Annotated in this window: 22 protein-coding genes; 5 read left to right on the top strand and 17 right to left on the bottom strand. The window is 71.7% G+C overall.

Going from position 1 to position 21190, the window contains the following annotated elements; translation table 11 throughout:
- The first annotated feature begins 288 nt into the window (after nucleotides 1–288).
- Complete coding sequence (locus tag J7E86_RS02725; RefSeq protein WP_215079371.1) at nucleotides 289–954, top strand: TrkA family potassium uptake protein; 666 nt, start codon at nucleotides 289–291, stop codon at nucleotides 952–954.
- Nucleotides 954–1631, top strand: coding sequence for a TrkA family potassium uptake protein (locus J7E86_RS02720; protein WP_215079369.1), 678 nt, complete (start codon nucleotides 954–956; stop codon nucleotides 1629–1631). Before J7E86_RS02725 ends, J7E86_RS02720 begins: the two co-directional genes overlap by 1 nt.
- 96 nt (nucleotides 1632–1727) lie before the next feature.
- On the opposite strand, the gene J7E86_RS02715 is transcribed toward J7E86_RS02720, so the two are convergent.
- From J7E86_RS02715 to J7E86_RS02695, 5 genes are all read right to left on the bottom strand, one after another.
- On the bottom strand, nucleotides 1728–2447 hold the full coding sequence (locus J7E86_RS02715) for a DUF3159 domain-containing protein (RefSeq protein WP_251018576.1): 720 nt from the start codon (nucleotides 2445–2447) through the stop codon (nucleotides 1728–1730).
- 162 nt (nucleotides 2448–2609) lie between these two features.
- Complete coding sequence (locus J7E86_RS02710) at nucleotides 2610–3008, bottom strand: OB-fold nucleic acid binding domain-containing protein (protein WP_215079367.1); 399 nt, start codon at nucleotides 3006–3008, stop codon at nucleotides 2610–2612.
- 286 nt (nucleotides 3009–3294) lie between these two features.
- Nucleotides 3295–3984, bottom strand: a complete 690-nt coding sequence (locus J7E86_RS02705; RefSeq protein ID WP_215079365.1) for a response regulator — start codon at nucleotides 3982–3984, stop codon at nucleotides 3295–3297.
- An 85-nt stretch (nucleotides 3985–4069) separates the two neighbouring features.
- Entirely contained in the window at nucleotides 4070–6622 is a 2553-nt protein-coding gene (locus J7E86_RS02700) for a sensor histidine kinase KdpD (RefSeq protein WP_215079363.1), read from the bottom strand.
- Between the two features lie 168 nt (nucleotides 6623–6790).
- The gene (locus J7E86_RS02695; protein ID WP_215079361.1) at nucleotides 6791–6985 is read right to left on the bottom strand and encodes a hypothetical protein; all 195 of its coding nucleotides are present in this window, start codon (nucleotides 6983–6985) and stop codon (nucleotides 6791–6793) included.
- 90 nt (nucleotides 6986–7075) lie between these two features.
- Between J7E86_RS02695 and J7E86_RS02690 the strand changes: the two genes are divergently transcribed.
- Nucleotides 7076–7612: a GNAT family N-acetyltransferase gene (locus tag J7E86_RS02690; RefSeq protein ID WP_215079359.1), complete on the top strand. Its 537-nt coding sequence runs from the start codon at nucleotides 7076–7078 to the stop codon at nucleotides 7610–7612.
- A gap of 39 nt (nucleotides 7613–7651) precedes the next feature.
- On the opposite strand, the gene J7E86_RS02685 is transcribed toward J7E86_RS02690, so the two are convergent.
- The 8 genes from J7E86_RS02685 to J7E86_RS02650 form a co-directional block, all read right to left on the bottom strand.
- Nucleotides 7652–9523 (bottom strand): NAD-binding protein, encoded by a 1872-nt coding sequence (locus tag J7E86_RS02685; RefSeq protein WP_215079373.1) that lies wholly within the window; start codon nucleotides 9521–9523, stop codon nucleotides 7652–7654.
- Between the two features lie 154 nt (nucleotides 9524–9677).
- Nucleotides 9678–10325 (bottom strand): potassium-transporting ATPase subunit KdpC, encoded by a 648-nt coding sequence (gene kdpC / locus J7E86_RS02680; protein WP_215079357.1) that lies wholly within the window; start codon nucleotides 10323–10325, stop codon nucleotides 9678–9680.
- Between the two features lie 7 nt (nucleotides 10326–10332).
- Entirely contained in the window at nucleotides 10333–12441 is a 2109-nt protein-coding gene (gene kdpB, locus J7E86_RS02675) for a potassium-transporting ATPase subunit KdpB (RefSeq protein ID WP_215079355.1), read from the bottom strand.
- Complete coding sequence (gene kdpA, locus J7E86_RS02670) at nucleotides 12438–14129, bottom strand: potassium-transporting ATPase subunit KdpA (protein WP_215079353.1); 1692 nt, start codon at nucleotides 14127–14129, stop codon at nucleotides 12438–12440. Before kdpA ends, kdpB begins: the two co-directional genes overlap by 4 nt.
- 8 nt (nucleotides 14130–14137) lie before the next feature.
- On the bottom strand, nucleotides 14138–14227 hold the full coding sequence (gene kdpF / locus J7E86_RS02665; protein WP_087925864.1) for a K(+)-transporting ATPase subunit F: 90 nt from the start codon (nucleotides 14225–14227) through the stop codon (nucleotides 14138–14140).
- A 324-nt stretch (nucleotides 14228–14551) separates the two neighbouring features.
- Nucleotides 14552–15322 carry a DUF3710 domain-containing protein gene (locus J7E86_RS02660; protein WP_215079351.1) on the bottom strand — a complete coding sequence of 257 codons (771 nt, stop codon included), beginning with the start codon at nucleotides 15320–15322 and terminating at the stop codon, nucleotides 14552–14554.
- Nucleotide 15323: 1 nt separating this feature from the next.
- Nucleotides 15324–15824 carry a dUTP diphosphatase gene (dut, locus tag J7E86_RS02655; protein WP_215079349.1) on the bottom strand — a complete coding sequence of 167 codons (501 nt, stop codon included), beginning with the start codon at nucleotides 15822–15824 and terminating at the stop codon, nucleotides 15324–15326.
- Nucleotides 15821–16405, bottom strand: coding sequence for a PaaI family thioesterase (locus J7E86_RS02650; RefSeq protein WP_215079347.1), 585 nt, complete (start codon nucleotides 16403–16405; stop codon nucleotides 15821–15823). Before J7E86_RS02650 ends, dut begins: the two co-directional genes overlap by 4 nt.
- A 59-nt stretch (nucleotides 16406–16464) precedes the next feature.
- Between J7E86_RS02650 and J7E86_RS02645 the strand changes: the two genes are divergently transcribed.
- Nucleotides 16465–16908: a DUF3093 domain-containing protein gene (locus J7E86_RS02645; RefSeq protein WP_215079345.1), complete on the top strand. Its 444-nt coding sequence runs from the start codon at nucleotides 16465–16467 to the stop codon at nucleotides 16906–16908.
- Here J7E86_RS02645 and J7E86_RS02640 read toward each other — a convergent pair.
- The 4 genes from J7E86_RS02640 to J7E86_RS02625 all read right to left on the bottom strand — a co-directional run bounded on the left by J7E86_RS02640 (nucleotide 16905) and on the right by J7E86_RS02625 (nucleotide 20337).
- On the bottom strand, nucleotides 16905–17720 hold the full coding sequence (locus J7E86_RS02640; protein ID WP_215079343.1) for a hypothetical protein: 816 nt from the start codon (nucleotides 17718–17720) through the stop codon (nucleotides 16905–16907). The genes J7E86_RS02645 and J7E86_RS02640 overlap by 4 nt on opposite strands.
- A 14-nt stretch (nucleotides 17721–17734) precedes the next feature.
- Nucleotides 17735–18031: a DUF4193 domain-containing protein gene (locus J7E86_RS02635; RefSeq protein ID WP_087925870.1), complete on the bottom strand. Its 297-nt coding sequence runs from the start codon at nucleotides 18029–18031 to the stop codon at nucleotides 17735–17737.
- A 398-nt stretch (nucleotides 18032–18429) separates the two neighbouring features.
- Nucleotides 18430–19677 carry a cell wall metabolism sensor histidine kinase WalK gene (locus J7E86_RS02630; protein ID WP_215079341.1) on the bottom strand — a complete coding sequence of 416 codons (1248 nt, stop codon included), beginning with the start codon at nucleotides 19675–19677 and terminating at the stop codon, nucleotides 18430–18432.
- A gap of 6 nt (nucleotides 19678–19683) precedes the next feature.
- Nucleotides 19684–20337: a response regulator transcription factor gene (locus tag J7E86_RS02625; protein WP_215079339.1), complete on the bottom strand. Its 654-nt coding sequence runs from the start codon at nucleotides 20335–20337 to the stop codon at nucleotides 19684–19686.
- A gap of 321 nt (nucleotides 20338–20658) precedes the next feature.
- Here J7E86_RS02625 and J7E86_RS02620 point away from each other — a divergent pair, with 321 nt between their 5' ends.
- Complete coding sequence (locus tag J7E86_RS02620; protein WP_215079337.1) at nucleotides 20659–20826, top strand: hypothetical protein; 168 nt, start codon at nucleotides 20659–20661, stop codon at nucleotides 20824–20826.
- The last annotated feature ends 364 nt before the right edge of the window (nucleotides 20827–21190 follow it).

Genomic DNA, 21190 nt, shown 5'->3' with positions numbered 1-21190 from the left:
AGCCCGCCGCAGGCGGACCCGCGCCCGTGGAGCACGCGAACCGCCCCCGCCCGCCGCAGGCACACCCGCCCCGGAGCCAGTCGGCGGACGGGGCTCAGCCCGGCGCGGGCATTGCGGATACGGTGGTGCCGTGCGCCGGCGCGGAGAGATTCCCGCGGGCGCATGGCGTCGATGACCGCGAGCCGGGTGTGTCGCGGGCCCGTGAGCCGAACGTAGAACAACAAGGGAAGATGTGAGCAGGTTGTTGGTGCAGGTCAGCGCGGTAGTCCGGAGCACGGGGTAATCGTCATGCACATTGTGATCATGGGCTGCGGGCGAGTGGGCTCGGCCCTCGCGCAGACCCTTGAGCAGCAGGGTCATACGGTCGCCGTGATCGACCAGGACCCGACGGCCTTCCGGCGTCTGGGCTCCGGATTCGGCGGCCGGCGGGTGACCGGCGTCGGCTTCGACCAGGACACCCTGCGCGAGGCGGGCATCGAGGAGGCCGGCGCCTTCGCGGCGGTGAGCAGCGGCGACAACTCCAACATCATCGCGGCCCGGGTGGCACGCGAGATGTTCGGCGTCGAGAACGTCGCGGCCCGGATCTACGACCCCCGGCGCGCCGAGGTCTACCAGCGGCTCGGCATCCCCACGGTGGCCACCGTGCGGTGGACCGCCGACCAGATGCTGCGCCGGCTGCTGCCGTCCGGCGCGGAGCCGCTGTGGCGCGACCCGAGCGGGGGTGTGCAGCTCGCCGAGGTGCCCACCTCGGACGCGTGGGTCGGCCACAAGATCAGCAAGTTGCAGGACGAGACCGGCGTCAGGGTCGCGTTCCTCACCCGGCTGGGCGAGGCGATGCTGCCGTCGTCCCAGACGGTGCTGCAGGAGGGCGACCTGGTGCACGTGATGATGCGCACCGACGAGGTCGAGAAGGTTGAGGCGGCGTTCGCCCAGGGACCCGAGGAGAGTCACTGATGAGGGTCGCTATTGCGGGTGCCGGCGCGGTGGGCCGTTCCATCGCGGGCGAGCTGCTGGAGAACGGGCACGAGGTGCTGCTCGTCGACAAGGCCCCGACCGCCATCTCGGTGGAGCGGGTGCCGCTCGCGGAGTGGCTGCTGGCCGACGCGTGCGAGATCACCTCGCTCGACGAGGCGGCGCTCCAGCGCTGCAACGTCGTGATCGCGGCGACCGGTGACGACAAGGTCAACCTGGTCGTCTCGCTGCTGGCCAAGACGGAGTACGGGGTGCCCCGGGTCGTGGCCCGGGTCAACAACCCCAAGAACGAGTGGCTCTTCAACGAGTCCTGGGGCGTGGACGTGGCCGTGTCCACGCCGCGCCTGATGTCGGCGCTGGTCGAGGAGGCCGTGAGCGTCGGCGACCTGGTGCGGCTGATGCGCTTCAGCCAGGGTGACGCCAACCTCGTGGAGCTGACGCTGCCGCCGGAGTCCGCCCTGGCGGGGACCCGGGTCGGGGACGTGGACTGGCCGGAGGACACCTCCCTGGTCACGATCATCCGCGGCAACCGGGTGCTGACCCCCAACAGCGAGGACGCGCTGGAGCCCGGCGACGAGCTGCTCTTCGTCGCGGCTCCCGCCCGCGAGGAGCAACTGGAGGACCTGCTGTCGGTCCGCCGGGACATCTCCGGCGACTGAGCGGCGCCGGACGGCTCGTACGTACGCGGAAGACCCCGGGAACCGATGGTTCCCGGGGTCTTCCGGTGTGCGGGCGGGTGCCGGCGGCCGTGGACGTCAGGGGCGCGGGCGCTGCCGGTCGGCGGGCTCGGCCCGGGCGCCGTCGACGACCTGGTCGGCCCACTCGGCGAGCAGCGGCTCGACGACCTTCCCGGCCTTCGCCGCCTCCTCGGCCTCCTGCTTCTCGCGCTCGGCCGCCTCGGCGGCCTCCAGCTCCGCGAAGACGTCGATCGGCGGCGGTGCCTTGGCCAGGAAGATCCAGGTCAGGTAGACCGAGAGCAGCATCGGCGGGATGCCGAGGGCGACCTTGACCCAGCCGAGCTGGGTGGCGTCGCCCCACCAGTACAGCGGGAAGAGGATGGCCGACTTGGCGAGCAGGATCAGGCCCCAGGCCCAGCTGGCCTTGGTGTAGGCGGCCTTGCGGCCGGGGTTGCGGGTGCGCCAGGAGAGGTTCTCCTTGAACACCGGGCCCAGGATCAGGCCGAGCAGGGGGTAGCCGACGAGCGAGGTGACGATGTACGCCACCGCGAGCCCGAGGCTGTAGAGCATGCCCGGCAGGTAGAAGTTCTTGGCGTCGCCGGACATCATCGCGAAGACGGCGCCGAAGGCGACGCCGAAGACCCCGCTGAACGCGTGCTTGAGGGTGTCCTTGCCCACCAGGCGCGCGACGCCCAGCACGACGGACAGGCCCAGCGCCGCGATGGCCGCGATGTGGATGTCCCGCTTGACGGTGTAGATCGCGACGAAGACCAAACCCGGGACGGTCGTCTCGACCATGCCCCGCACGCCGCCGAACGCCTCGAACAGGGCGGCCTCGGTGGCCGATCGCACGTCGGCGCCGGGGGCGCCCTGTCCTTGCTGGTCGGTCGGCCGGTCCGACGGCTGGTCCGTCCGCTGGTTCACCGGACCACCCGTCGGCTTGTCGAGAGACGTCACCCGCTACTCCTGTCCGACTGGTCGGAGTTCGTACTTGGGATTGAAGAGCACCCGGCGGCCACGGCTCATGGATATCCGGCCGGAGGCGATCAGCTTACGGCCGGGTTCGATGCCGACGATGGAACGGCGCCCCAGCCACACCACGTCGAGCGCGGCCGAGCCGTCGAACAGTTCGGCCTCCAGCGCGGGCACTCCGGCACGCGGGCGGAGGGTGACCGTCCGCAGCGTGCCGGTGACCTTGACGACCTGGCGGTCGTCGCAGTCGCAGATCTTGGTGCAGCCCACGGCTTCCGCGTCCTGCTGCAGCTCGGCCGAGTGCAGGTCCTCCTGCGAGGTGGACAGCCGGTCGAGCATCCGGCGGAAACGGCCGGTCGGCTTCTCGGAACGGGGTACGGCGGTCATGAATCCAGCCTACCGGGAGCCCTCCCGGCGGGGTGACACACGACGAGGGTCGGGACGCTTTGTCCTCAATCGCCGGACGGGCTCCGTGAAGACCACCGGACGGGCTCCAGGCGACCCGCCCGACGACGGGCGGCCGGTCACGCCTCCCCGGGGGGGGCAACCCCCGGACCCCCGGCCCGCCCCGCCGCGCCCTCACACCTCGAACCGGTACCCCATCCCCGGCTCCGTGATGCCGCACCCCCCGGGGGCAACCCCCGGACCCCCGGCCCGGCCCGCCCCGCCGCCCTCACACCTCGAACCGGTACCCCATCCCCGGCTCCGTGATGAAGTGCTTCGGGTGCGACGGATCCTGCTCCAGCTTGCGCCGCAGTTGCGCCATGTAGACCCGCAGGTAGTTCGTCTCCGTGCCGTAGGAGGGGCCCCAGACCTCCTGGAGGAGCTGCTTCTGGCTGACGAGACGGCCCGTATTGCGGACCAGGACCTCCAGCAGGTGCCACTCGGTCGGGGTCAGGCGTACGTCCTTGCCGCCGCGGTTGACCTTCTTCGCCGCCAGGTCGACGGTGAAGACCGCGGTCTCGACGATCGCGTCGTCGCCGGCGGCCGCCGCACCCATGGGCTCGGCGCGGCGCACCGCGGCGCGCAGCCGGGCGAGCAGCTCGTCCATGCCGAAGGGCTTGGTGACGTAATCGTCGGCGCCGGCGTCGAGCGCCTCGACCTTCTCGTCGGACGTCTGGCGGGCCGAGAGGACGAGGATCGGCACCCGGGTCCAGCCGCGCAGCCCCTTGATGACCTCGACGCCGTCCATGTCGGGCAGGCCCAGGTCGAGGATGACGACGTCGGGGTGGCGGGCGGCGGCGAGCTGGAGGGCGGTGGCGCCGTCGGGCGCGGCGTCGACCTCGTACTTCCGCGCCTTGAGGTTGATCACGAGGGCGCGGACGATCTGCGGCTCGTCATCCACCACGAGCACCCGGTTCATGCGGAACCACCTCTGCTGTTCGTTCGGGCCCCGCTGGGCCCGGGGTTCTGGTCGGGGAGTCGTCCGTACGGCACGGCGCGCGGTGTCACGAGGTGGCCCGGGCCGGGAGGTCCGGGCGTACGGGCGGGCGGCCGGGGGCGGCGCGCAGGGTGAGGACCATGGTCATGCCGCCGCCGGGGGTGTCCTCGGCGCTGAGCGTGCCGCCCATGGCCTCGGCGAAGCCCCGGGCGACGGCGAGGCCGAGGCCGACTCCGGCGCCGCGCGGGGCGTCGCCGTAGCGCTGGAAGGGCTCGAAGATGCGGTCCTTGGCGCTGTCGGGGACGCCGGGGCCGCTGTCGGCGACGCGGAGCTCCACGCGTTCGCCCAGGGCGCTGGCGGCGACCAGGACGAGTGTGCCGTCGGGGCTGTACTTGACGGCGTTCTCGACGATGTTGGCGACGCTGCGCTCCAGCAGGCCGGGGTCGACGGCGACCATGGGCAGCGTCTCGGGGATGTCGAGGGTGACGCTGTCCTCGGGGACGCCGCCCAGCGCCATCGGGACGACCTCGTCGAGGTCGATCTCGCGGATCAGCGGGGTGACCGTGCCGGTCTGCAGCCGGGACATGTCCAGGAGGTTGCCGACGAGATGGTCGAGGCGGTCGGCGCCGTCCTCGATGCCGGCCAGCAGCTCGGCCTCGTCCTCCTGGGACCAGGCGACGTCGTCGGAGCGGAGGGAGGACACCGCGGCCTTGATCGCGGCGAGCGGGGTGCGCAGGTCGTGGCTGACGGCGGCCAGCAGGGCGGTGCGGATGCGGTTGCCCTCGGCGAGCTGCTCGGCCCGCTGGGCCTCGCCGACGAGCCGCTGGCGGTCCAGGACGACGGCGGCCTGGGCGGCGAAGGCGGCCAGCACGCGGCGGTCCTCGGCGGGCAGCACCCGCCCGGAGAGCGCGAGGGCCATGTTGTCGCCGACGGGCATGTCGACGTCGGCGTCCTCGGGCCGCAGCAGCGGCTTTCCGGTGCTGGTCACCACGCTGCTCGCGCAGGTCCACGGGTCGGCCTCGCCGGCCCGCTCCAGCAGGGCCACGGACTCCATCGCGAAGGTCTCCCGCACCCGCTCCAGGAGCGCGTCCAGGCTGGTGTCGCCGCGCAGGACGCTGCCCGCGAGGAAGGAGAGGATCTCGGACTCGGCGCGCAGCCGGGCGGCCTGGTGGGTGCGGCGGGCGGCGACGTCCACGACGGAGGCGACCGACACCGCCACCGCGAAGAAGATCACGATGGCGACGAAGTTCTTGGGGTCCTGGACGGTGATGCTGTGGGTGGGCGGGGTGAAGTAGTAGTTCAGCAGCAGGGAGCCGAAGGCCGCGGAGGCGAGGGCGGGCAGCAGTCCGCCGAGGAGGGCGGCGACGACGGTCAGGAAGAGGAAGAGCAGGACCTCGTTGGCGAGGCCGGGACCGTTCTCCAGCGAGGTGAGCAGCAGCGTCAGCAGCGCCGGGGCGACGACGCCGGTGATCCAGCCGGCCACGATGCGGGGTCTGCCGAGGCGGGCGCCGCGCGCCACGGGCAGGCCGCGGCCCTTGGCGGCCTCCTCGTGCGTGACGATGTGCACGTCGAGGTCGGGGCCGGAGTCGCGGGCGACGGTCTGGCCGACGCCCGGCCCGAAGACGTACTGCCAGGTCTTGCGGCGGCTGGAGCCGAGCACGATCTGGGTGGCGTTGACGCCTCGGGCGAATTCCAGCAGTGAGGCGGGCACGTCGTCGCCGATCACGTGGTGGAAGGTGCCGCCGAGGTCCTCGACGAGGGTGCGCTGGACGGCCAGCTCCTTCGGCGAGGCCGAGGTGAGCCCGTCGCTGCGGGCGATGTAGACGGCGAGGATCTCGCTGCCGGAGCCCTTGGCGGCCATCCGCGAGGCGCGGCGGATGAGGGTGCGGCCCTCGGGGCCGCCGGTGAGGCCGACGACGATGCGCTCGCGGGCCTGCCAGATGGTGGAGACGCTGTGCTCGGTGCGGTACTGCCGCAGGTACTCGTCGACGCGGTCGGCGGTCCACAGCAGCGCCAGCTCGCGCAGGGCGGTGAGGTTGCCGGGGCGGAAGTAGTTGGAGAGGGCGGCGTCGACCTTGTCGGACTTGTAGATGTTGCCGTGGGCCATCCGGCGGCGCAGCGCCTGGGGCGACATGTCGACCAGTTCGATCTGGTCGGCGCGGCGCACGACCTCGTCGGGCACGGTCTCGCGCTGCCGGACGCCGGTTATCGACTCGACCACGTCGCCCAGCGATTCCAGGTGCTGGATGTTGACGGTCGAGACGACGTCGATGCCGGCCCGGAGGAGTTCCTCGACGTCCTGCCAGCGCTTGGTGTTGCGGGAGCCGGGCACGTTGGTGTGCGCGAGCTCGTCGACGAGGGCGACGGCGGGACGGCGGGCGAGGAGGGCGTCGACGTCCATCTCGGTGAAGACGCTTTCCCGGTAGGTGATCTCACGCCGGGGCACCTCCTCCAGGCCGTGCAGCATGACCTCGGTGCGCGGGCGGTTGTGGTGTTCCACGAAGCCCACGGCGATGTCGGTGCCGCGTTCGATACGACGGTGCGCCTCGGAGAGCATCGCGTACGTCTTGCCGACGCCCGGCGCCGCGCCGAGGTAGATCCGAAGCTTGCCGCGTCCCATGGCCTCATTGTCTTTCACGTTGCGCGACGGTGTTCGGGACGGTTGTCCGGCCCGAGGTGCAGCACGGTCGCGTACGGTCGACCTTACGGCCATGGTTTCGGACATTTGGGGCGGGAAGCGGTCGTACGCCTGGTATTGACGCAGCTCTGACGCCCGCCTCCCGTGTCCTCAGCGGCTCTCGACGAGCAGGCCGGCGAACTTGGCCGGGTGGGCGGGCGGGAGCTGGAGGGCGAGGTCGGACATGGTCCATCCGGGGTCATGAGGGGCACGCGGCCCGTGGCGACGGGCTCGGCGGCGCGATGGGGAGCGGGTGGGCCGGGCGCCGGTCGGCGGCTCCGGCACGGCAGTGCTCGTACCGTCCATGCAACCGCCCCCGCCGTCCGGCGACAATGTGCCGCGGGCTTTCCTGATACGCCTCTGACACGGCCTCCGCCCTCTGGCAGCATCACCGGTATGACTGACGTGCGCACGGCACACACCTCGGAGCTGGGCGATGCCGAACTGGCCGCCGTCCGGCGGCTGATGGACGACGCCTTCGACGGCGAATTCACGGAGGACGACTGGGACCACACGGTGGGCGGCATGCACGCCCTGGTGTGGGAGGGCGGGGAGCTCATCGGCCACGGCTCGCTGGTGCAGCGCCGGTTGCTGCACGGCGGGCGGGCGCTGCGCACCGGCTATGTGGAGGCCGTGGCGGTACGGGCGGACCGGCGCCGGCAGGGCGTGGGGTCGGCGGTGATGGAGGCCCTGGAGCGGGTGCTGCGGCGCGGTGCGTACGAACTGGGGGCGCTCGGCGCGGCGGACGAGGCCGTGCCGCTGTACGCGGGGCGCGGCTGGCGGCTGTGGCGGGGGCCGTCCTCGGTCCTCTCCCCCACCGGGTTGCGGCGCACCGAGGAGGAGGACGGCTGCATCTACGTCCTGCCGATGGCCGCGAAGGTGGACCTGGACGGGGAGCTGGCGTGCGACTGGCGGCCGGGGGACGTGTGGTGAGGCGCGGGGGGCCGTGACGCCCCCGCCGGTGGGCCGCGCTTACCGCAGGTCCGTCCTCGGCCGCGGCACCGGCCGCCGTCCCAGCAGGTCCGCGAGGCCCTGCCGGGTCGCGGCGACCACCACCCGGTCCTCGGGCCGCAGGACGTAGCCCGTCGGCAGCCGGCCCGGCAGGCGCGGCTGCCCCTGGGCGTCCGCCCGGTCGCCCGGGGCCTCCGGGGCCAGCGCGAGCACGCGCCAGGCGCCGGGCTCGACGGCCTCGTCGGCCCGGCGGCCCGCCAGCCCGTCGTGGGCTCCGGCCTCCAGCTCGGCGACGAGGACGACCTTGCGCTCCACCGGGAACGCGCCCAGGATCTGACGGCCGATCATGGCTCCGGCGAAGGCGGGCGCCACGAGATAGGTGACGCTGCGGCTGCGGGTCCAGCCGTGCGGGTGGGAGTCGCGCAGGGTGCGGTAGACGGCCTTGGAGAACCGGTCCTCGTACAGCCGCATCACCACCCGGACGTCGGGCCGGACGGCACGCGCGTACAGCACCGCCTCCAGATTGGTGGTGTCGCTGCTGGTCAGGGCGAGCAGGGTGCGGCACTGTCCGATCTTGGCGGCTTCCAGCACGCCCTCCTCGGTGACGTCGCCGATGACCGTGGGCACGCGCAGCGAGCGGGCGAGCGCCACGCCCCGGGCCTGCGGGTCGCGTTCGACGCAGACGACCGGGATGCCGAGCTCGCGCAGCCGGGCGAGCACCCGGGCCCCGATCTTGCCGAGGCCGAGCAGCACGACGTGGCCGGACAGGCCGCGCGGCGGACGGCGCAGCGCGGACGCGGAGCGGAAGGTGCCGAGCCCCTCCAGGGCGGCGGCGACCAGGAGCGGGAGCAGCAGGAGGCCGGTCAGGCCGGAGAGCAGTTGGAGGAGCTGGCGGCCCAACGGCTCCCCTATGGCGGGGTCGTTGATGGCGAAGAGGTCAAGGAGCGAGAGGTAGGCCGCGCGCGCCGGGTGCTCGCCGGTGACGAGCCAGGAGGCGACGGCCAGCCCGCCGACGGCGGCGGCCAGCCAGAGCAGGGCCCATCGCAGCCGCCGGGAGAAGAACGAGCCCAGCGGCAGGCCGCGGGCGGCGAGCCGGGAGGGCCGCGGGGGTTCGGCGTGGCGGACGGTCTCCAGGACGACGCGGCCGCGGCCGGTGACCGCCGTCGCCTCGCGCTCGCCGGGGAGCAGCACGGGGCCGTCCGCCTCGAAGCCGGGCGCGGGGAGCAGGGCGAGGGTGGCGGCGCAGGGCTCGGGGGTCTCGCCGGGTGCGAGCGGCGGTCTCTCCACGGCCCGCAGCAGCAGGCCGCCGGCCTCGACGACCTTGCGGTGGCCGGAGACGGCCGCGGCGACGAGGGCGGGGGCGGCGGTGTCGGCGTCGGACAGGACGGTCGTGGTGGCCTCGGGGGCGCGGGCCGGGGAGGAGTCGTCGGTGCCCGCTCCGGCGGCCTGGTCGAGGAGTTCCTCCAGGTACTGGCCGAGCCGGCGGTTGTAGAGGCGGATGACGAGCCGCAGGCGGGGGTTGGCGCGGCGGGCCCGCAGGGCGGCGTGGATGTTGGTCTCGTCGTCGTCGTAGACGAGGGCGAGGGCGATGGCGTCGGCGATGCCGGCCTCGGCGAAGGCGTCGTCGTCGGGCTCGGCGGCCTCGACGAGCCGTACGGCACCGGACGCCGAACCGTTCCCGCCGACCATGGTGGAACCGCCGTTGACGGCGGAGACCCGGCCGACGGCGCCGGTCACCCGGCCCAGGAGGGACGCGGCACGGCCGGCCGCGGCCGACGGGCGGGAGCCGCCGTCGCGGACGGACGGCAGGACGAGGGTGACGCGCTCGCCGTAGACGGCGGAGAGCTCGGCGGCGAGCCGGTGCGCGAGTCCGTCGTCACCGCACACCACCATGTGCGGGACGATCGGCGCCACTTGGGGCGGCTGAGGTAGGGAGACCACACACCTAGAGTGCCCTGTTCAGCCGTTCGATTCCCAGGCACCGCGCCGGGAGGCCGGGGCGTTCGCCGCCCCGGCCTCCCGGTGTGTCCGCCGCGCGCGGTGGGTCTCAGCCCTTGGCGAGCTCCCGCAGCGCGATGTTGAGCTTCAGGACGTTGACGCGTTCCTCGCCCATGAAACCGAGGACGCGGCCGTCGGTGTGGTCCTCGACCAGCTTGCGGACCGTGGCGGCCGGCAGGTGGTTGGCCTTGGCGACGCGGTCGGCCTGGAGCCGGGCGTAGGCGGGCGAGATGTCCGGGTCGAGACCGGAGGCGGAGGCGGTGAGGGCGTCCACCGGGACCGTCGACGGGGAGACGCCGTTGAACTCGGCGACGTCCGCGCGGCGCTGCTCGACGTCGTCCAGCAGGACCTTGCTGTCGGCGGCGAGGTTGGAGGCCCCGGAGACCACGAGGTGGTAGCGGGTGTTCTCGGTGCTGGCACCGGCGGCCGAGGCGCGCGGCTGGAAGTACGTGGGGTCGGGCAGCGGGTTGCCGTCCCTGTCCTTGGTGTCGAGGGTGTAGGTCTGGCCGAGCCGCTCGGAGCCGGCGGACTTCCCGCCGGCCTTCACCTCGGAGCCGTTGGCCTTGTCGTGGAAGGCCGCCTGCGCGATCCCGGTGACGACCAGGGGGTAGACGACCCCGCAGACCACCGTGAGGACGAGCAGGGCGCGGAGCCCCGCCGCCAGCAGGCGGGCCGTGCTGCGTACGGAGTTGTTCATGGTGAGGTCACCCGATGCCAGGGATGAGGGAGATGAGCAGGTCGATGATCTTGATGCCGATGAACGGGGCGACGAGGCCGCCCAGTCCGTAGACGGTGAGGTTGCGCCGGAGCATGCTGTCGGCGCTCATCGGCCGGTAGCGCACGCCCTTCAGGGCGAGCGGCACCAGGGCCACGATGACCAGGGCGTTGAAGACGACGGCCGACAGAATGGCCGACTCCGGCGAGGTCAGGCTCATGATGTTGAGCTTGTCCAGGCCCGGGTAGGCCACCGCGAACATCGCCGGGATGATCGCGAAGTACTTGGCGACGTCGTTGGCGATCGAGAAGGTGGTGAGCGCGCCCCGGGTGATCAGGAGCTGCTTGCCGATCTCGACGATCTCGATGAGCTTGGTCGGGTCGGAGTCCAGGTCCACCATGTTCCCGGCCTCCTTGGCGGCCGCGGTACCGGTGTTCATGGCCACGCCCACGTCCGCCTGGGCCAGCGCGGGGGCGTCGTTCGTGCCGTCACCCGTCATCGCGACGAGCTTGCCGCCGGCCTGCTCACGCTTGATGAGGGCCATCTTGTCCTCGGGGGTGGCCTCGGCGAGGAAGTCGTCGACGCCCGCCTCCTCGGCGATGGCCTTGGCCGTCAGCGGATTGTCGCCCGTGATCATGACGGTCTTGATGCCCATGCGGCGCAGCTCGTCGAACCGCTCCCGCATGCCCTCCTTGACGACGTCCTTGAGGTGGATGACGCCCAGGACGCGGGCGCCCTTCTCGTCCTCCAGGGCGACCAGCAGCGGCGTGCCGCCCGCCTGGGAGATCTCCTCGGTGAGCGTCCGGGTGTCCTCGGCGACCCGGCCGCCGCGCTCCTCGACCCAGGCGACGACCGAGCCGGTCGCGCCCTTGCGGACCTTCTTCCCGTCCACGTCGACGCCCGACATCCGGGTCTGCGCCGTGAAGGGCACCCACTCGGCGCCCACCAGCTCGCCCTCGTGGCGCTCGCGCAGACCGTACTCCCCCTTGGCGAGGACGACGATCGAGCGGCCCTCGGGCGTCTCGTCGGCGAGCGAGGAGAGCTGTGCGGCATCCGCCACCTCGGCGGCGGTCGTGCCCTTGACCGGGACGAACTCAGCCGCCTGGCGGTTGCCGTAGGTGATGGTGCCGGTCTTGTCGAGCAGCAGCGTGGAGATGTCACCCGCCGCCTCGACCGCGCGTCCGGACATCGCCAGCACGTTGCGCTGGACGAGCCGATCCATGCCGGCGATGCCGATCGCGGAGAGCAGCGCGCCGATCGTGGTCGGGATGAGGCAGACCACCAAGGCCGCGAGCACGACCATCGACTGCTCGGCGCCCGCGTACATCGCGAAGGGCTGGAGGGTGACGACGGCGAGCAGGAAGACGATGGTGAGCGAGGCCAGCAGGATGTTGAGGGCTGTCTCGTTCGGCGTCTTCTGCCGGGCCGCGCCCTCGACCAGGTTGATCATCCGGTCGATGAAGGTCTCGCCGGGCTTCGTCATGATCTTGATGACGATGCGGTCGGAGAGCACCTTCGTACCGCCGGTGACGGCGCTGCGGTCGCCTCCGGACTCGCGGATGACCGGCGCCGACTCGCCCGTGATCGCGGACTCGTCGACGCTCGCGACACCCTCGACGACGTCGCCGTCGCCGGGGATGATGTCGCCGGCCTCGCAGACGACGAGGTCGCCCACGCGCAGCTCGGTGCCGGGGACCGACTCCTCGACGCCGCCACCGAGGCGGCGGGCGACCGTGTCGGTCTTGGCCTTGCGCAGCGTGTCGGCCTGGGCCTTGCCGCGGCCCTCGGCGACGGCCTCGGCGAGGTTGGCGAACAGCACCGTCAGCCACAGCCAGACGGTGATCGCCCAGCCGAACCAGTCACCGGGGTCCTCGACCGCCAGCACGGTGGTGACCACCGAGCCGATCAGGACGACGAACATGACCGGAGCCTTGATCATCACCCGGGGGTCGAGCTTGCGGAACGCGTCCGGCAGCGACGTCATCAGCTGCGCCGGGTCGAAGAGCCCACCGGAGACGCGGCCGGGCTCCTGGGTTCCGTGCGCGGGGGCGTCCTTGAGGTCCTTCGACGTGGGTCGGACAGGGGTGGTGGTGCTCATGAAAGTCCCTCCGCCATCGGGCCGAGGGCCAGGGCCGGGAAGTAGGTCAAGCCGGTGATGATGAGGATCGCGCCGACGAGGAGGCCCGCGAAGAGCGGCTTCTCCGTGCGCAGGGTTCCCGCCGTCTCGGGTACGGGCTTCTGCTCGGCGAGCGAACCGGCCAGCGCCAGGACGAACACCATCGGCAGGAAGCGGCCGAGGAGCATGGCGAGGCCGATCGTGGTGTTGTACCACTGTGTGTCGGCGCTGAGGCCGGCCATCGCGGAGCCGTTGTTGTTGGCGCCGGAGGTGAAGGCGTAGAGGACCTCGGAGAAGCCGTGGGCGCCGCTGTTGTGCACGGAGTTGCCCGCGGTGTTCAGGATCGAGTCCGGCGGGGTCGACAGCGCCATGGACAGGGCGGTGAAGCCGAGGACCAGGGTCGGGGTGATGAGGATGTAGCACGCGGCGAGCTTGATCTCGCGGGTGCCGATCTTCTTGCCGAGGTACTCGGGCGTACGGCCGACCATCAGGCCCGCGATGAAGACCGCGATGATCGCCATGACGAGCATGCCGTAGAGGCCGGATCCGACGCCGCCGGGCGCGATCTCGCCGAGCATCATCGACAGCAGCGTGAGGCCGCCGCCGAGGCCGGTGAAGGAGGAGTGGAAGGAGTCGACCGCACCGGTGGAGGTGAGCGTGGTGGTGGTCGCGAAGATCGCGGACGCACCGATGCCGAAGCGCTGCTCCTTGCCCTCCATCGCGCCGCCGGCCGCCTGGAGGGCCGCGCCGTGGTGCGCGTACTCGGTCCACATCATCAGCGCGGTGAAGGCGACCCAGATGACGCCCATCGTGGCCAGGATCGCGTAGCCCTGCCTGACGTTGCCGACGAGCTTGCCGAAGGTCCGGGTCAGCGAGAACGGGATGAGGAGGATCAGGAAGATCTCGAAGAGGTTGGTGAAGGCGTCGGGGTTCTCGAAGGGATGGGCGGAGTTGGCGTTGAAGTAACCGCCGCCGTTGGTGCCCAGCTCCTTGATGACCTCCTGCGAGGCCACGGCGCCGCCGTTGACCTGCTGGGTGCCGCCGGTCAGCTGTCCGATCTCGTGGATGCCCGCGAAGTTCTGGATCGCGCCGCACGCGACGAGCACGACCGCACCGATGACGGAGAGCGGGATCAGGACGCGGACGGTGCCGCGCACCAGGTCGGCCCAGAAGTTGCCCAGCTCGCCGGTGCGGGACCTGGCGAAGCCCCGGACGAGCGCGACGGCGACGGCGATGCCGACGGCCGCGGAGACGAAGTTCTGTACCGCGAGGCCGAGCGTCTGGACGGCGTGGCCCATGGCCTGCTCGCCGGAGTACGACTGCCAGTTGGTGTTGGCGACGAAGGACGCGGCGGTGTTGAACGCCTGGTCCGGGGTGATCGCGGTGAAGCCGAGCGACAGCGAGTCGGGCAGGACGCCCTGGATCCGCTGGAGCAGGTACAGGAAGAGGACGCCCACCGCGGAGAAGGCGAGGACGCCGCGCAGGTACGCGGGCCAGCGCATCTGCGCGTCGGGGTCGGCACCGATCGAGCGGTAGATCCACTTCTCGACGCGCAGGTGCTTGTCGGAGCTGTACACGCCGGCCATGTAGTCGCCCAGCGGGCGGTGGGCGAGCGCCAGCGCCACGATGACCGCGGTGAGCTGGAGGACTCCGGAAAGGACGGGGCTCATGTCTGTGCTCAGAACCTCTCCGGGAAAACGAGGGCGAGGATCAGGTAGCCCAGCAGGGCGACGGCCACGACCAGGCCGACGACGTTCTCGGCGGTCACAGCTTCGTCACCCCCTTGGCGACGAGAGCCACCAACGCGAACACCGCGATCGTGGTGACGACGAAGGCCAGGTCGGCCATCGTGTGCTCCTAGAGAGTTCGGACAGGAACGGACTCCCACAGCAAAGCGCTCGCCATGACCGGTGCACGCCCCGTTGACGACTCCCTTACGGCCATGGGCGCCCCCTTGACGCCATCCATACGCGCACGGTTCCGGCCTGCGGAAACGCCGCTGGGCCGCAACCCCAGACTCGGGGTCACGGCCCAGCGGAACGGCTGGATCCAGCCGTCTGACGAGCGTTTTTCAGCTCGTTCCCACGTTCTCTCAGCGCACCTCGGAGATCGACGGACCGCGCTCCAGACGGTCCACGCCACCGGCGAAGCGGGAGCCCTCGGACTCCTCCTGCTGGAGGCCCTCGGCCACCATCTGCGCGTCGTCCGGCAGCTTCAGCACGATCGGGTCGCGCGGCGCCATCGGGGAATCGCCGCGCACGACGACCGTGTCCTTGAAGATCTGCTCCAGCAGACCGGCGGTCTGCGGCTGCACCGCGCCCTGCCCGGAGATCACACCGCGCAGGAACCAGCGCGGCCCGTCACAGCCCACGAAGCGGACGAGCTGCACGCCCTGGGTGCCGTCGGGCAGCGCCACCGGCACCTGCGCCCGCAGCTCCCAGCCGAGCGGGCCCTGCACCTCGTCGACGACGCCGCCCTGCTGGGTGATGCCGCCGGCGATCTCCTCGCGGACCTCGTGCCAGATGCCCTCGCGCTTGGGGGCGGCGAACGCCTGGAGCTGCACGGCGCTGTCGCGCAGCACCACGGTCGCGGCGACGATCGCGTCACCGGCGACCTCGACCCGCAGTTCCATGCCCTCGACACCGGGCACGAACAGCCCGCCCAGGTCCACCCGGCCCTCGCCGGGCTCCCGGACCTCGGAGAGGTCCCACGGCCCGTCGGGGCGCGGCTCCGGCTCCAGCCGGACCCGGCTCTCGGCCGCGGCGTCCTCCACGGACTCCTCGCCCCCAGCCGACTCCTCGGAGGTCACGTCGTCGATGTGATCGACGGCGTCCTCGCTGCGCTTGCGGCGACGACCGAACACGTCACTGTCCTTCCCGGTCGGCAACGACCGAAGCGAATCCATTCCCCACGGCAGCGTGGCCACCGGTGGACCCGAAGCCCCCTTCGGCCCGTGCCGAGCCTGGAAGCTCCGCCACCTCGTGGAAGCGGACCTTCTCGACCTGCTGGACAACCAACTGGGCGATGCGGTCGAACCTCTCGAACCGCACGGTCTCCCGCGGGTCCAGATTGACCACAATCACCTTGATCTCTCCACGGTACCCGGCATCGATGGTCCCCGGGGCATTCACCATGGAGACCCCGCACCTGGCGGCGAGACCCGAACGCGGGTGCACGAACGCGGCGTAGCCGTCGGGCAGCGCGATGGAGACCCCGGTGGGCAGTACCAGCCGCTCCCCCGGGGCCAGCTCGGCGGCCTCGGTGGTGACCAGGTCGCAGCCGGCGTCGCCGGGGTGACCGTAGGACGGGACCGGCACCTCCGGGTCCACACGGCGGAGCAGCACATCGACGGGCTGACGACTCACGGGTTCACCTCAAAAGCTCGCGCGACCTTCACCTGGTCGGGGTCGGCCAGGGCGGCCTGGATCTCGGCGGGACGGCCGTTCTCGATGAAGTGGTCGACCTTCACCTCGATGAACACCGCCGCCGCGCGAACCGCCACCGGTCCGTCGGGACCGCCGATGCGGCCGGTGGCCGTCGCGTAGATCTTACGGCCGTGGACGGCGTGCGCCTCGGCCTCCAGGTACAGCACGGCGTCGACCGGCACGGGCCGTTCGTAGTCCGTCTCCAGCCGGCCGGTCACCGCGATGACCCGCAGCAGCCAGCCCAGCGAGCCCAGCGTCTCGTCCAGCGCCGTAGCCAGCACGCCGCCGTGCGCGAGGCCGGGCGCGCCCTGGTGCGCCTCCTTGACGCGGAACTCCGCGGTGACGCTGACCCCTTCGCCGGCCCGGGTCTCGAGGTGCAGGCCGTGCGGGACGCCCCCGCCGCAGCCGAAGCAGTGCTCGTAGTGCGCCCCGATGATCTGTCCGGGCGCGGGGGCATCGGGGTGCCGCACCGGCGGCGCGGCTCCGGCCGGCGGCGTCAGCGCTGTCGTTCGTCCACTCACAGGGGCTGACCTTACCCGCGACGGCCGGGCCCGGTCCCGCCCGTGGCAGGCTTGAGCGCATGCAGCCTTACGAAGAGCGCCTCACCGCGCCCCGCTCCTGGTGGTTCATCGCGGTCCTCGTCGGGGTCGCCATGGCGCTGATCCTGCTCCCGCTGGGCACGGTGCCGATGCTCGGCGGGCTGTTCGGCGGCGGGGCGCTCGCCGCGGTGGCCGTGAGCTCGTACGGGTCGGCGCGGATCCGGGTGGTGGGCGGCGCGCTGGTGGCGGGCGACGCGCGGATCCCGGTCGAGGCGCTGGGGGACGCCGAGGTGCTGGACGCCGAGGAGGCTCGCGCCTGGCGTACGTACAAGGCCGACAGCCGGGCGTTCATGCTGCTGCGGGGCTATGTGCCCACCGCGGTGCGGATCGAGATCACCGATCCCGCCGATCCCACCCCGTACGTCTATCTCTCCACCCGCTCCCCCGAGCGCCTGGTGGCCGCTCTGGCGGCCGTACGGGCCTAGCCCGGCAGCCCGGGGCCTCCGGCGTGCGGCAGGGCCTCCCAGGGCACCTGCTCGCGCCGCAGGTCGGCGCGGACCTTGTCGGCGAGCTTCCTGGTGTCGCGGCGGTTCATCATCGCCCCCACGGTCGCGCCGATCAGGAAGGGCGCGAGATTCGGGAGATTGCGGAACGTGCGCTTGAGGATCCGCTGGCGCAGCTCGCGCCTCAGCTGACCGCCGAGCGCCGCGTTGACGGACAGCGGGGCGGTGACGTCGATGCCCCGTTCGTCGGCCCAGGCGCCGAGATAGGCGACGGCCCGCTCCCGGGCCGTGCCGGGTGCCCGGCGTCCGTAGACCTCGTGCAGCTCGGCGATGAGCTTCAACTCCACGGCGGCCACGCCGATGATCTCGGCCGCCAGCTCGGCGGGCATGGCGGGCGGAACCGGCAGCATCGCCGCGGCTCCGACGCCGGCGCCCACGGTGGACGTGCCGTTCGCGGCCCCGGTCACCAGCTTGTCGGCGAGCTGCTCGGGGCCGAGGCCCGGGAACTGCTCGCGCAGGGTCGCGAGGTCGCGTACGGGAACGCGCGGGGCGTTCGCGATGATCCGGTCGGCGACGGCGGTCAGGCCCGCCCGCGCTCCCCGGCCACCCTTCCAGCCCTTCTTGGCCCCACGGCCGACCGCGGCGGCGAGCGAGGCCGTGCGGCCTCGCTCGACGTTGCTGTCGGCCGTGGCGCCCGAGGCAGTGACGTCCTGCCGCGCGGCGTCACCGGGCGGCCCGCCGGTCAGCTCGGGCTGCCGGTCACGCCGCTTCCGGAACGGGATCGAGCCTGCCATCGCAGACCCACTCCTCAGTCGCAGTCGCGGCAGATCGGCTGGCCGTTCTTCTCGCGGGCCAGCTGGCTGCGGTGGTGCACGAGGAAGCAGCTCATGCACGTGAACTCGTCGGCCTGCCGCGGCAGGACCCGGACGGACAGCTCCTCATTGGAGAGGTCCGCGCCGGGCAGCTCCAAGCCCTCGGCGGCCTCGAAGTCGTCGACGTCGACGGTCGACGCGGACTTGTCGTTCCGCCGGGCCTTGAGTTCCTCGATGCTGTCCTCATTGACGTCATCGTCGGTCTTGCGTGGGGTGTCGTAGTCCGTTGCCATGTCGCTCTCCCCCTCTGGGTGTCTGCGGTGTCTCCAGCGCACGTAACGCGTGAGAGGCCGGACTTGTGCCCGACCCGAGGCGGAGATTTTGCCTCACATCAAGGTCTGTTACTCAATCGACACCCAACCGCACACCTGAAGAGGTGATGGGGATGGATGGCGAACGGGACCGTACACGGTCCGAATGCCGCATGCGGATGCGCCATCACGTGTACTTCCCGTGATCAGGACCCCCGGAAACCCCCATTTTCCCGGCGTTCCGGTGGCCCTCCCGATCACGGAGAGTGGATGGCCGGAAGTTGGCGCATGTGAGCGATCACACACGCCTACAGCAAGGGGCGGACCATGAAAATTCCGCCCAAAGCGAACCTGCGGTCGCCCTATTCTCGCAGAGTTTGTCAGGTGGGCAGCACCACTCGCATGATCAGGCCGCCTCCCTCTCGCGGTTCGGCCGTGATCCGGCCGCCGTGCGCCCGGGCCACGGACCGCACGATCGACAGGCCGAGGCCCACACCCTTGTCGCTGCCGGTGCGCTCGGTACGCAGGCGCCGGAAGGGCTCGAAGATGTTGTCCAGCTCGTACGCGGGGACGACCGGCCCGGTGTTCTCGACCACCAGCAGCGCCTGTCCGGGCTGGGACCGCGTGGTGACCTCGACCCAGCCGTCGGGGGTGTTGTAGCGCACAGCGTTCTGCACGAGGTTCAGCGCGATGCGCTCCAGGAGCACTCCATTGCCCTGCACCACGGCGGGCTCCCGCGTCCCCCGCAGCTCCACGCCCTTGTCCTGCGCCTCACCACGGGTCTGGTCGAGGGCCCTGGAGGCCACCTCGGCGAGGTCCACGGGCTTGCGGTCCACGATCTCGTTGTCGCTGCGGGCGAGCAGCAGCAGCCCCTCCACGAGCTGCTCGCTGCGCTCGTTGGTGGCCAGCAGGGTCTTGCCGAGCTGCTGGAGCTCGGGCGAGGCCCCGGGGTCGGAGAGGTGCACCTCCAGCAGCGTGCGGTTGATCGCCAGCGGGGTGCGCAGCTCGTGCGAGGCGTTGGCCACGAAGCGCTGCTGCGCGGTGAACGCCCGCTCCAGCCGGTCGAGCATCTCGTCGAAGGTGTCGGAGAGCTCCTTCAACTCGTCCTCCGGCCCTCCCAGTTCGATCCGCCGGGAGAGGTCCGTCGCGGCGACGCGGCGGGCGGTACGGGTCATCTTGCCCAGCGGCGAGAGGACCCGGCCGGCCATGGCGTAACCGAAGGCGAACGCGATCACGGCCAGGCCGAGGAGCGCCAGCAGCGAGCGCTTGAGGAGGCTGTCCAGGGCCATGGCGCGCTGGTACTGCATGCACTGTTCGAGGCCGCGCATGAAGTCGGAGCTGTTGGTGGTACCGCTCAGGTCCCGGCAGGTGTCGCTGGTGAACTGCACCTGGGCGTTGAGAATCCGGAAGGGCAGCGACCTGCCCTGGCTCAGGGCGTCCGCGGCCAGCAGATAGATGATCGTCAGCAGCAGGACACCCGCCATCAGGAACATCCCGCCGTAGAGCAGGGTGAGCCGTATCCGGATGGTAGGGCGCAGCCACGGGAAGGGCCGCACGACGGGCTGCCGGGGGTCCCAGCTGGGCTTGGGGGGCGCGGTCGGCGGGGCTGGGGTGGGGGTGGGGGGCATCGGGGATCAGATCCGGTATCCCGAGCCGGGGACGGTGACGATCACCGCGGGCTCGCCGAGCTTGCGGCGCAGGGTCATCACGGTGACCCGGACGACGTTGGTGAACGGGTCGGTGTTCTCGTCCCACGCCTTCTCCAGCAGCTGCTCGGCCGAGACCACGGCTCCCTCGCTGCGCATGAGCACCTCCAGCACCGCGAACTCCTTCGGTGCCAGCTGCACCTCGCGGCCGTCGCGGAAGACCTCGCGCCGGTTCGGGTCGAGCTTGATCCCGGCGCGTTCGAGCACGGGCGGCAGGGCCACGGTCGTACGCCGCCCCAGGGCCCGTACACGCGCGGTCAGCTCGCTGAAGGCGAACGGCTTGGGCAGGTAGTCGTCGGCACCGATCTCCAGGCCCTCCACGCGGTCGCTGACGTCGCCGGAGGCGGTCAGCATCAGGACGCGGGTCGGCATGCCGAGCTCGACGACCTTGCGACAGACGTCGTCGCCGTGGACGAGCGGGAGGTCACGGTCGAGCACGACGACGTCGTAGTCGTTGACGGCGATGCGCTCCAGGGCGGCGGCACCGTCGTACACGACGTCGACCGCCATGGCCTCCCGGCGCAGTCCGGTGGCGACGGCATCGGCGAGCAGCTGCTCGTCCTCGACGACGAGTACGCGCACGGCGTTGTTCCTTCCCTTTGAGCCTGTGAGCAGGCGTGTGACGTCCCGGTGGGTACATCCATCCTGCCTGGAACGCCGGTAAACCGGCCGTAAGGGGGCGGGGGCGGCTGGCGGGCACCGGTTTCCCGGGGATTCCGGATCGGCGCGCTTCCCGGGGATTCCGGATTGGCGCGGGGCGGCAGGTTTCCGCTTCGACGGTGGTGGGGAAGACGTCTGCACACCCGCGATCACGCCTGCCGGATCCCCTCCGGGGCGGGCGCGTGATCGTTTCGCCGTGGCACACCCCCGTGCCATCTACCCACGACGAGGGGGCGCAGCACCATGGACGCGTTCACCGCTGGCATTCTGCAGCGCATAGAGAGCACCCGATTCGACTTGGACCAGGCCCGCAGGACGGGCGACGAGTTCCTCGCCGAGGTGGAGCAGGCGGCACTGGACGACCTTCACCGTCTCGCCGCGGAGCACGGCGTGCACGTCGCTGCGGCTTAGTCCTTCGGACCGATCCCACGAAAGCGTCCGGCCTTGTGCCGGGCGCTTTTCGCTGCGCGGGGGGCGGTTCTGGGTTCGCACGGTTGCCCGTGCGGGTGCGTTTCCCGCTGCGCGGGGCTGTGTCCGCTGCGCGGGGCTGTGTCCGCTGCGCGGGGCTGTCAATGGTGCGGGGTCGGGCCTCCGCGGGCCCTATACGGGGCTGCTTCGCTTTACGCCCCGTATAGGGCCCGCTCCGGCCCGCCCCCTCCCGTGGGGGTGGGAAAAAACCAGTTGGTGGTTCCGGCCAGCTGTCACGTTGCCGGTCACCACCAGTCTTTTCCTCCCACCCACCGGCAGGAGGGGACGGGGCTGCGGGGGCCTGTTG

This window comes from Streptomyces sp. ISL-11 (genome assembly GCF_018614525.1).
GTDB lineage: Bacteria > Actinomycetota > Actinomycetes > Streptomycetales > Streptomycetaceae > Streptomyces.
Note: the sequence above shows the minus strand (reverse complement) of the source record. Positions and strands in the feature narration are given on the sequence as shown.

Bases quoted from the DNA above. Each gene is read 5' to 3' on its own strand.
- J7E86_RS02645 (WP_215079345.1), top strand. From the start codon at position 16,465: ATGCAGCCTTACGAAGAGCGCCTCACCGCGCCCCGCTCCTGGTGGTTC.
- kdpB (WP_215079355.1), bottom strand. From the start codon at position 12,441: ATGAGCACCACCACCCCTGTCCGACCCACGTCGAAGGACCTCAAGGAC.
- J7E86_RS02720 (WP_215079369.1), top strand. From the start codon at position 954: ATGAGGGTCGCTATTGCGGGTGCCGGCGCGGTGGGCCGTTCCATCGCG.
- kdpC (WP_215079357.1), bottom strand. From the start codon at position 10,325: ATGAACAACTCCGTACGCAGCACGGCCCGCCTGCTGGCGGCGGGGCTC.
- J7E86_RS02690 (WP_215079359.1), top strand. From the start codon at position 7,076: ATGACTGACGTGCGCACGGCACACACCTCGGAGCTGGGCGATGCCGAA.
- J7E86_RS02630 (WP_215079341.1), bottom strand. From the start codon at position 19,677: ATGCCCCCCACCCCCACCCCAGCCCCGCCGACCGCGCCCCCCAAGCCC.
- J7E86_RS02700 (WP_215079363.1), bottom strand. From the start codon at position 6,622: ATGGGACGCGGCAAGCTTCGGATCTACCTCGGCGCGGCGCCGGGCGTC.
- kdpA (WP_215079353.1), bottom strand. From the start codon at position 14,129: ATGAGCCCCGTCCTTTCCGGAGTCCTCCAGCTCACCGCGGTCATCGTG.
- J7E86_RS02725 (WP_215079371.1), top strand. From the start codon at position 289: ATGCACATTGTGATCATGGGCTGCGGGCGAGTGGGCTCGGCCCTCGCG.
- J7E86_RS02640 (WP_215079343.1), bottom strand. From the start codon at position 17,720: ATGGCAGGCTCGATCCCGTTCCGGAAGCGGCGTGACCGGCAGCCCGAG.
- J7E86_RS02695 (WP_215079361.1), bottom strand. From the start codon at position 6,985: ATGGACGGTACGAGCACTGCCGTGCCGGAGCCGCCGACCGGCGCCCGG.
- J7E86_RS02685 (WP_215079373.1), bottom strand. From the start codon at position 9,523: ATGGTGGTGTGCGGTGACGACGGACTCGCGCACCGGCTCGCCGCCGAG.
- J7E86_RS02710 (WP_215079367.1), bottom strand. From the start codon at position 3,008: ATGACCGCCGTACCCCGTTCCGAGAAGCCGACCGGCCGTTTCCGCCGG.
- J7E86_RS02715 (WP_251018576.1), bottom strand. From the start codon at position 2,447: ATGGTCGAGACGACCGTCCCGGGTTTGGTCTTCGTCGCGATCTACACC.
- J7E86_RS02635 (WP_087925870.1), bottom strand. From the start codon at position 18,031: ATGGCAACGGACTACGACACCCCACGCAAGACCGACGATGACGTCAAT.
- J7E86_RS02705 (WP_215079365.1), bottom strand. From the start codon at position 3,984: ATGAACCGGGTGCTCGTGGTGGATGACGAGCCGCAGATCGTCCGCGCC.
- J7E86_RS02620 (WP_215079337.1), top strand. From the start codon at position 20,659: ATGGACGCGTTCACCGCTGGCATTCTGCAGCGCATAGAGAGCACCCGA.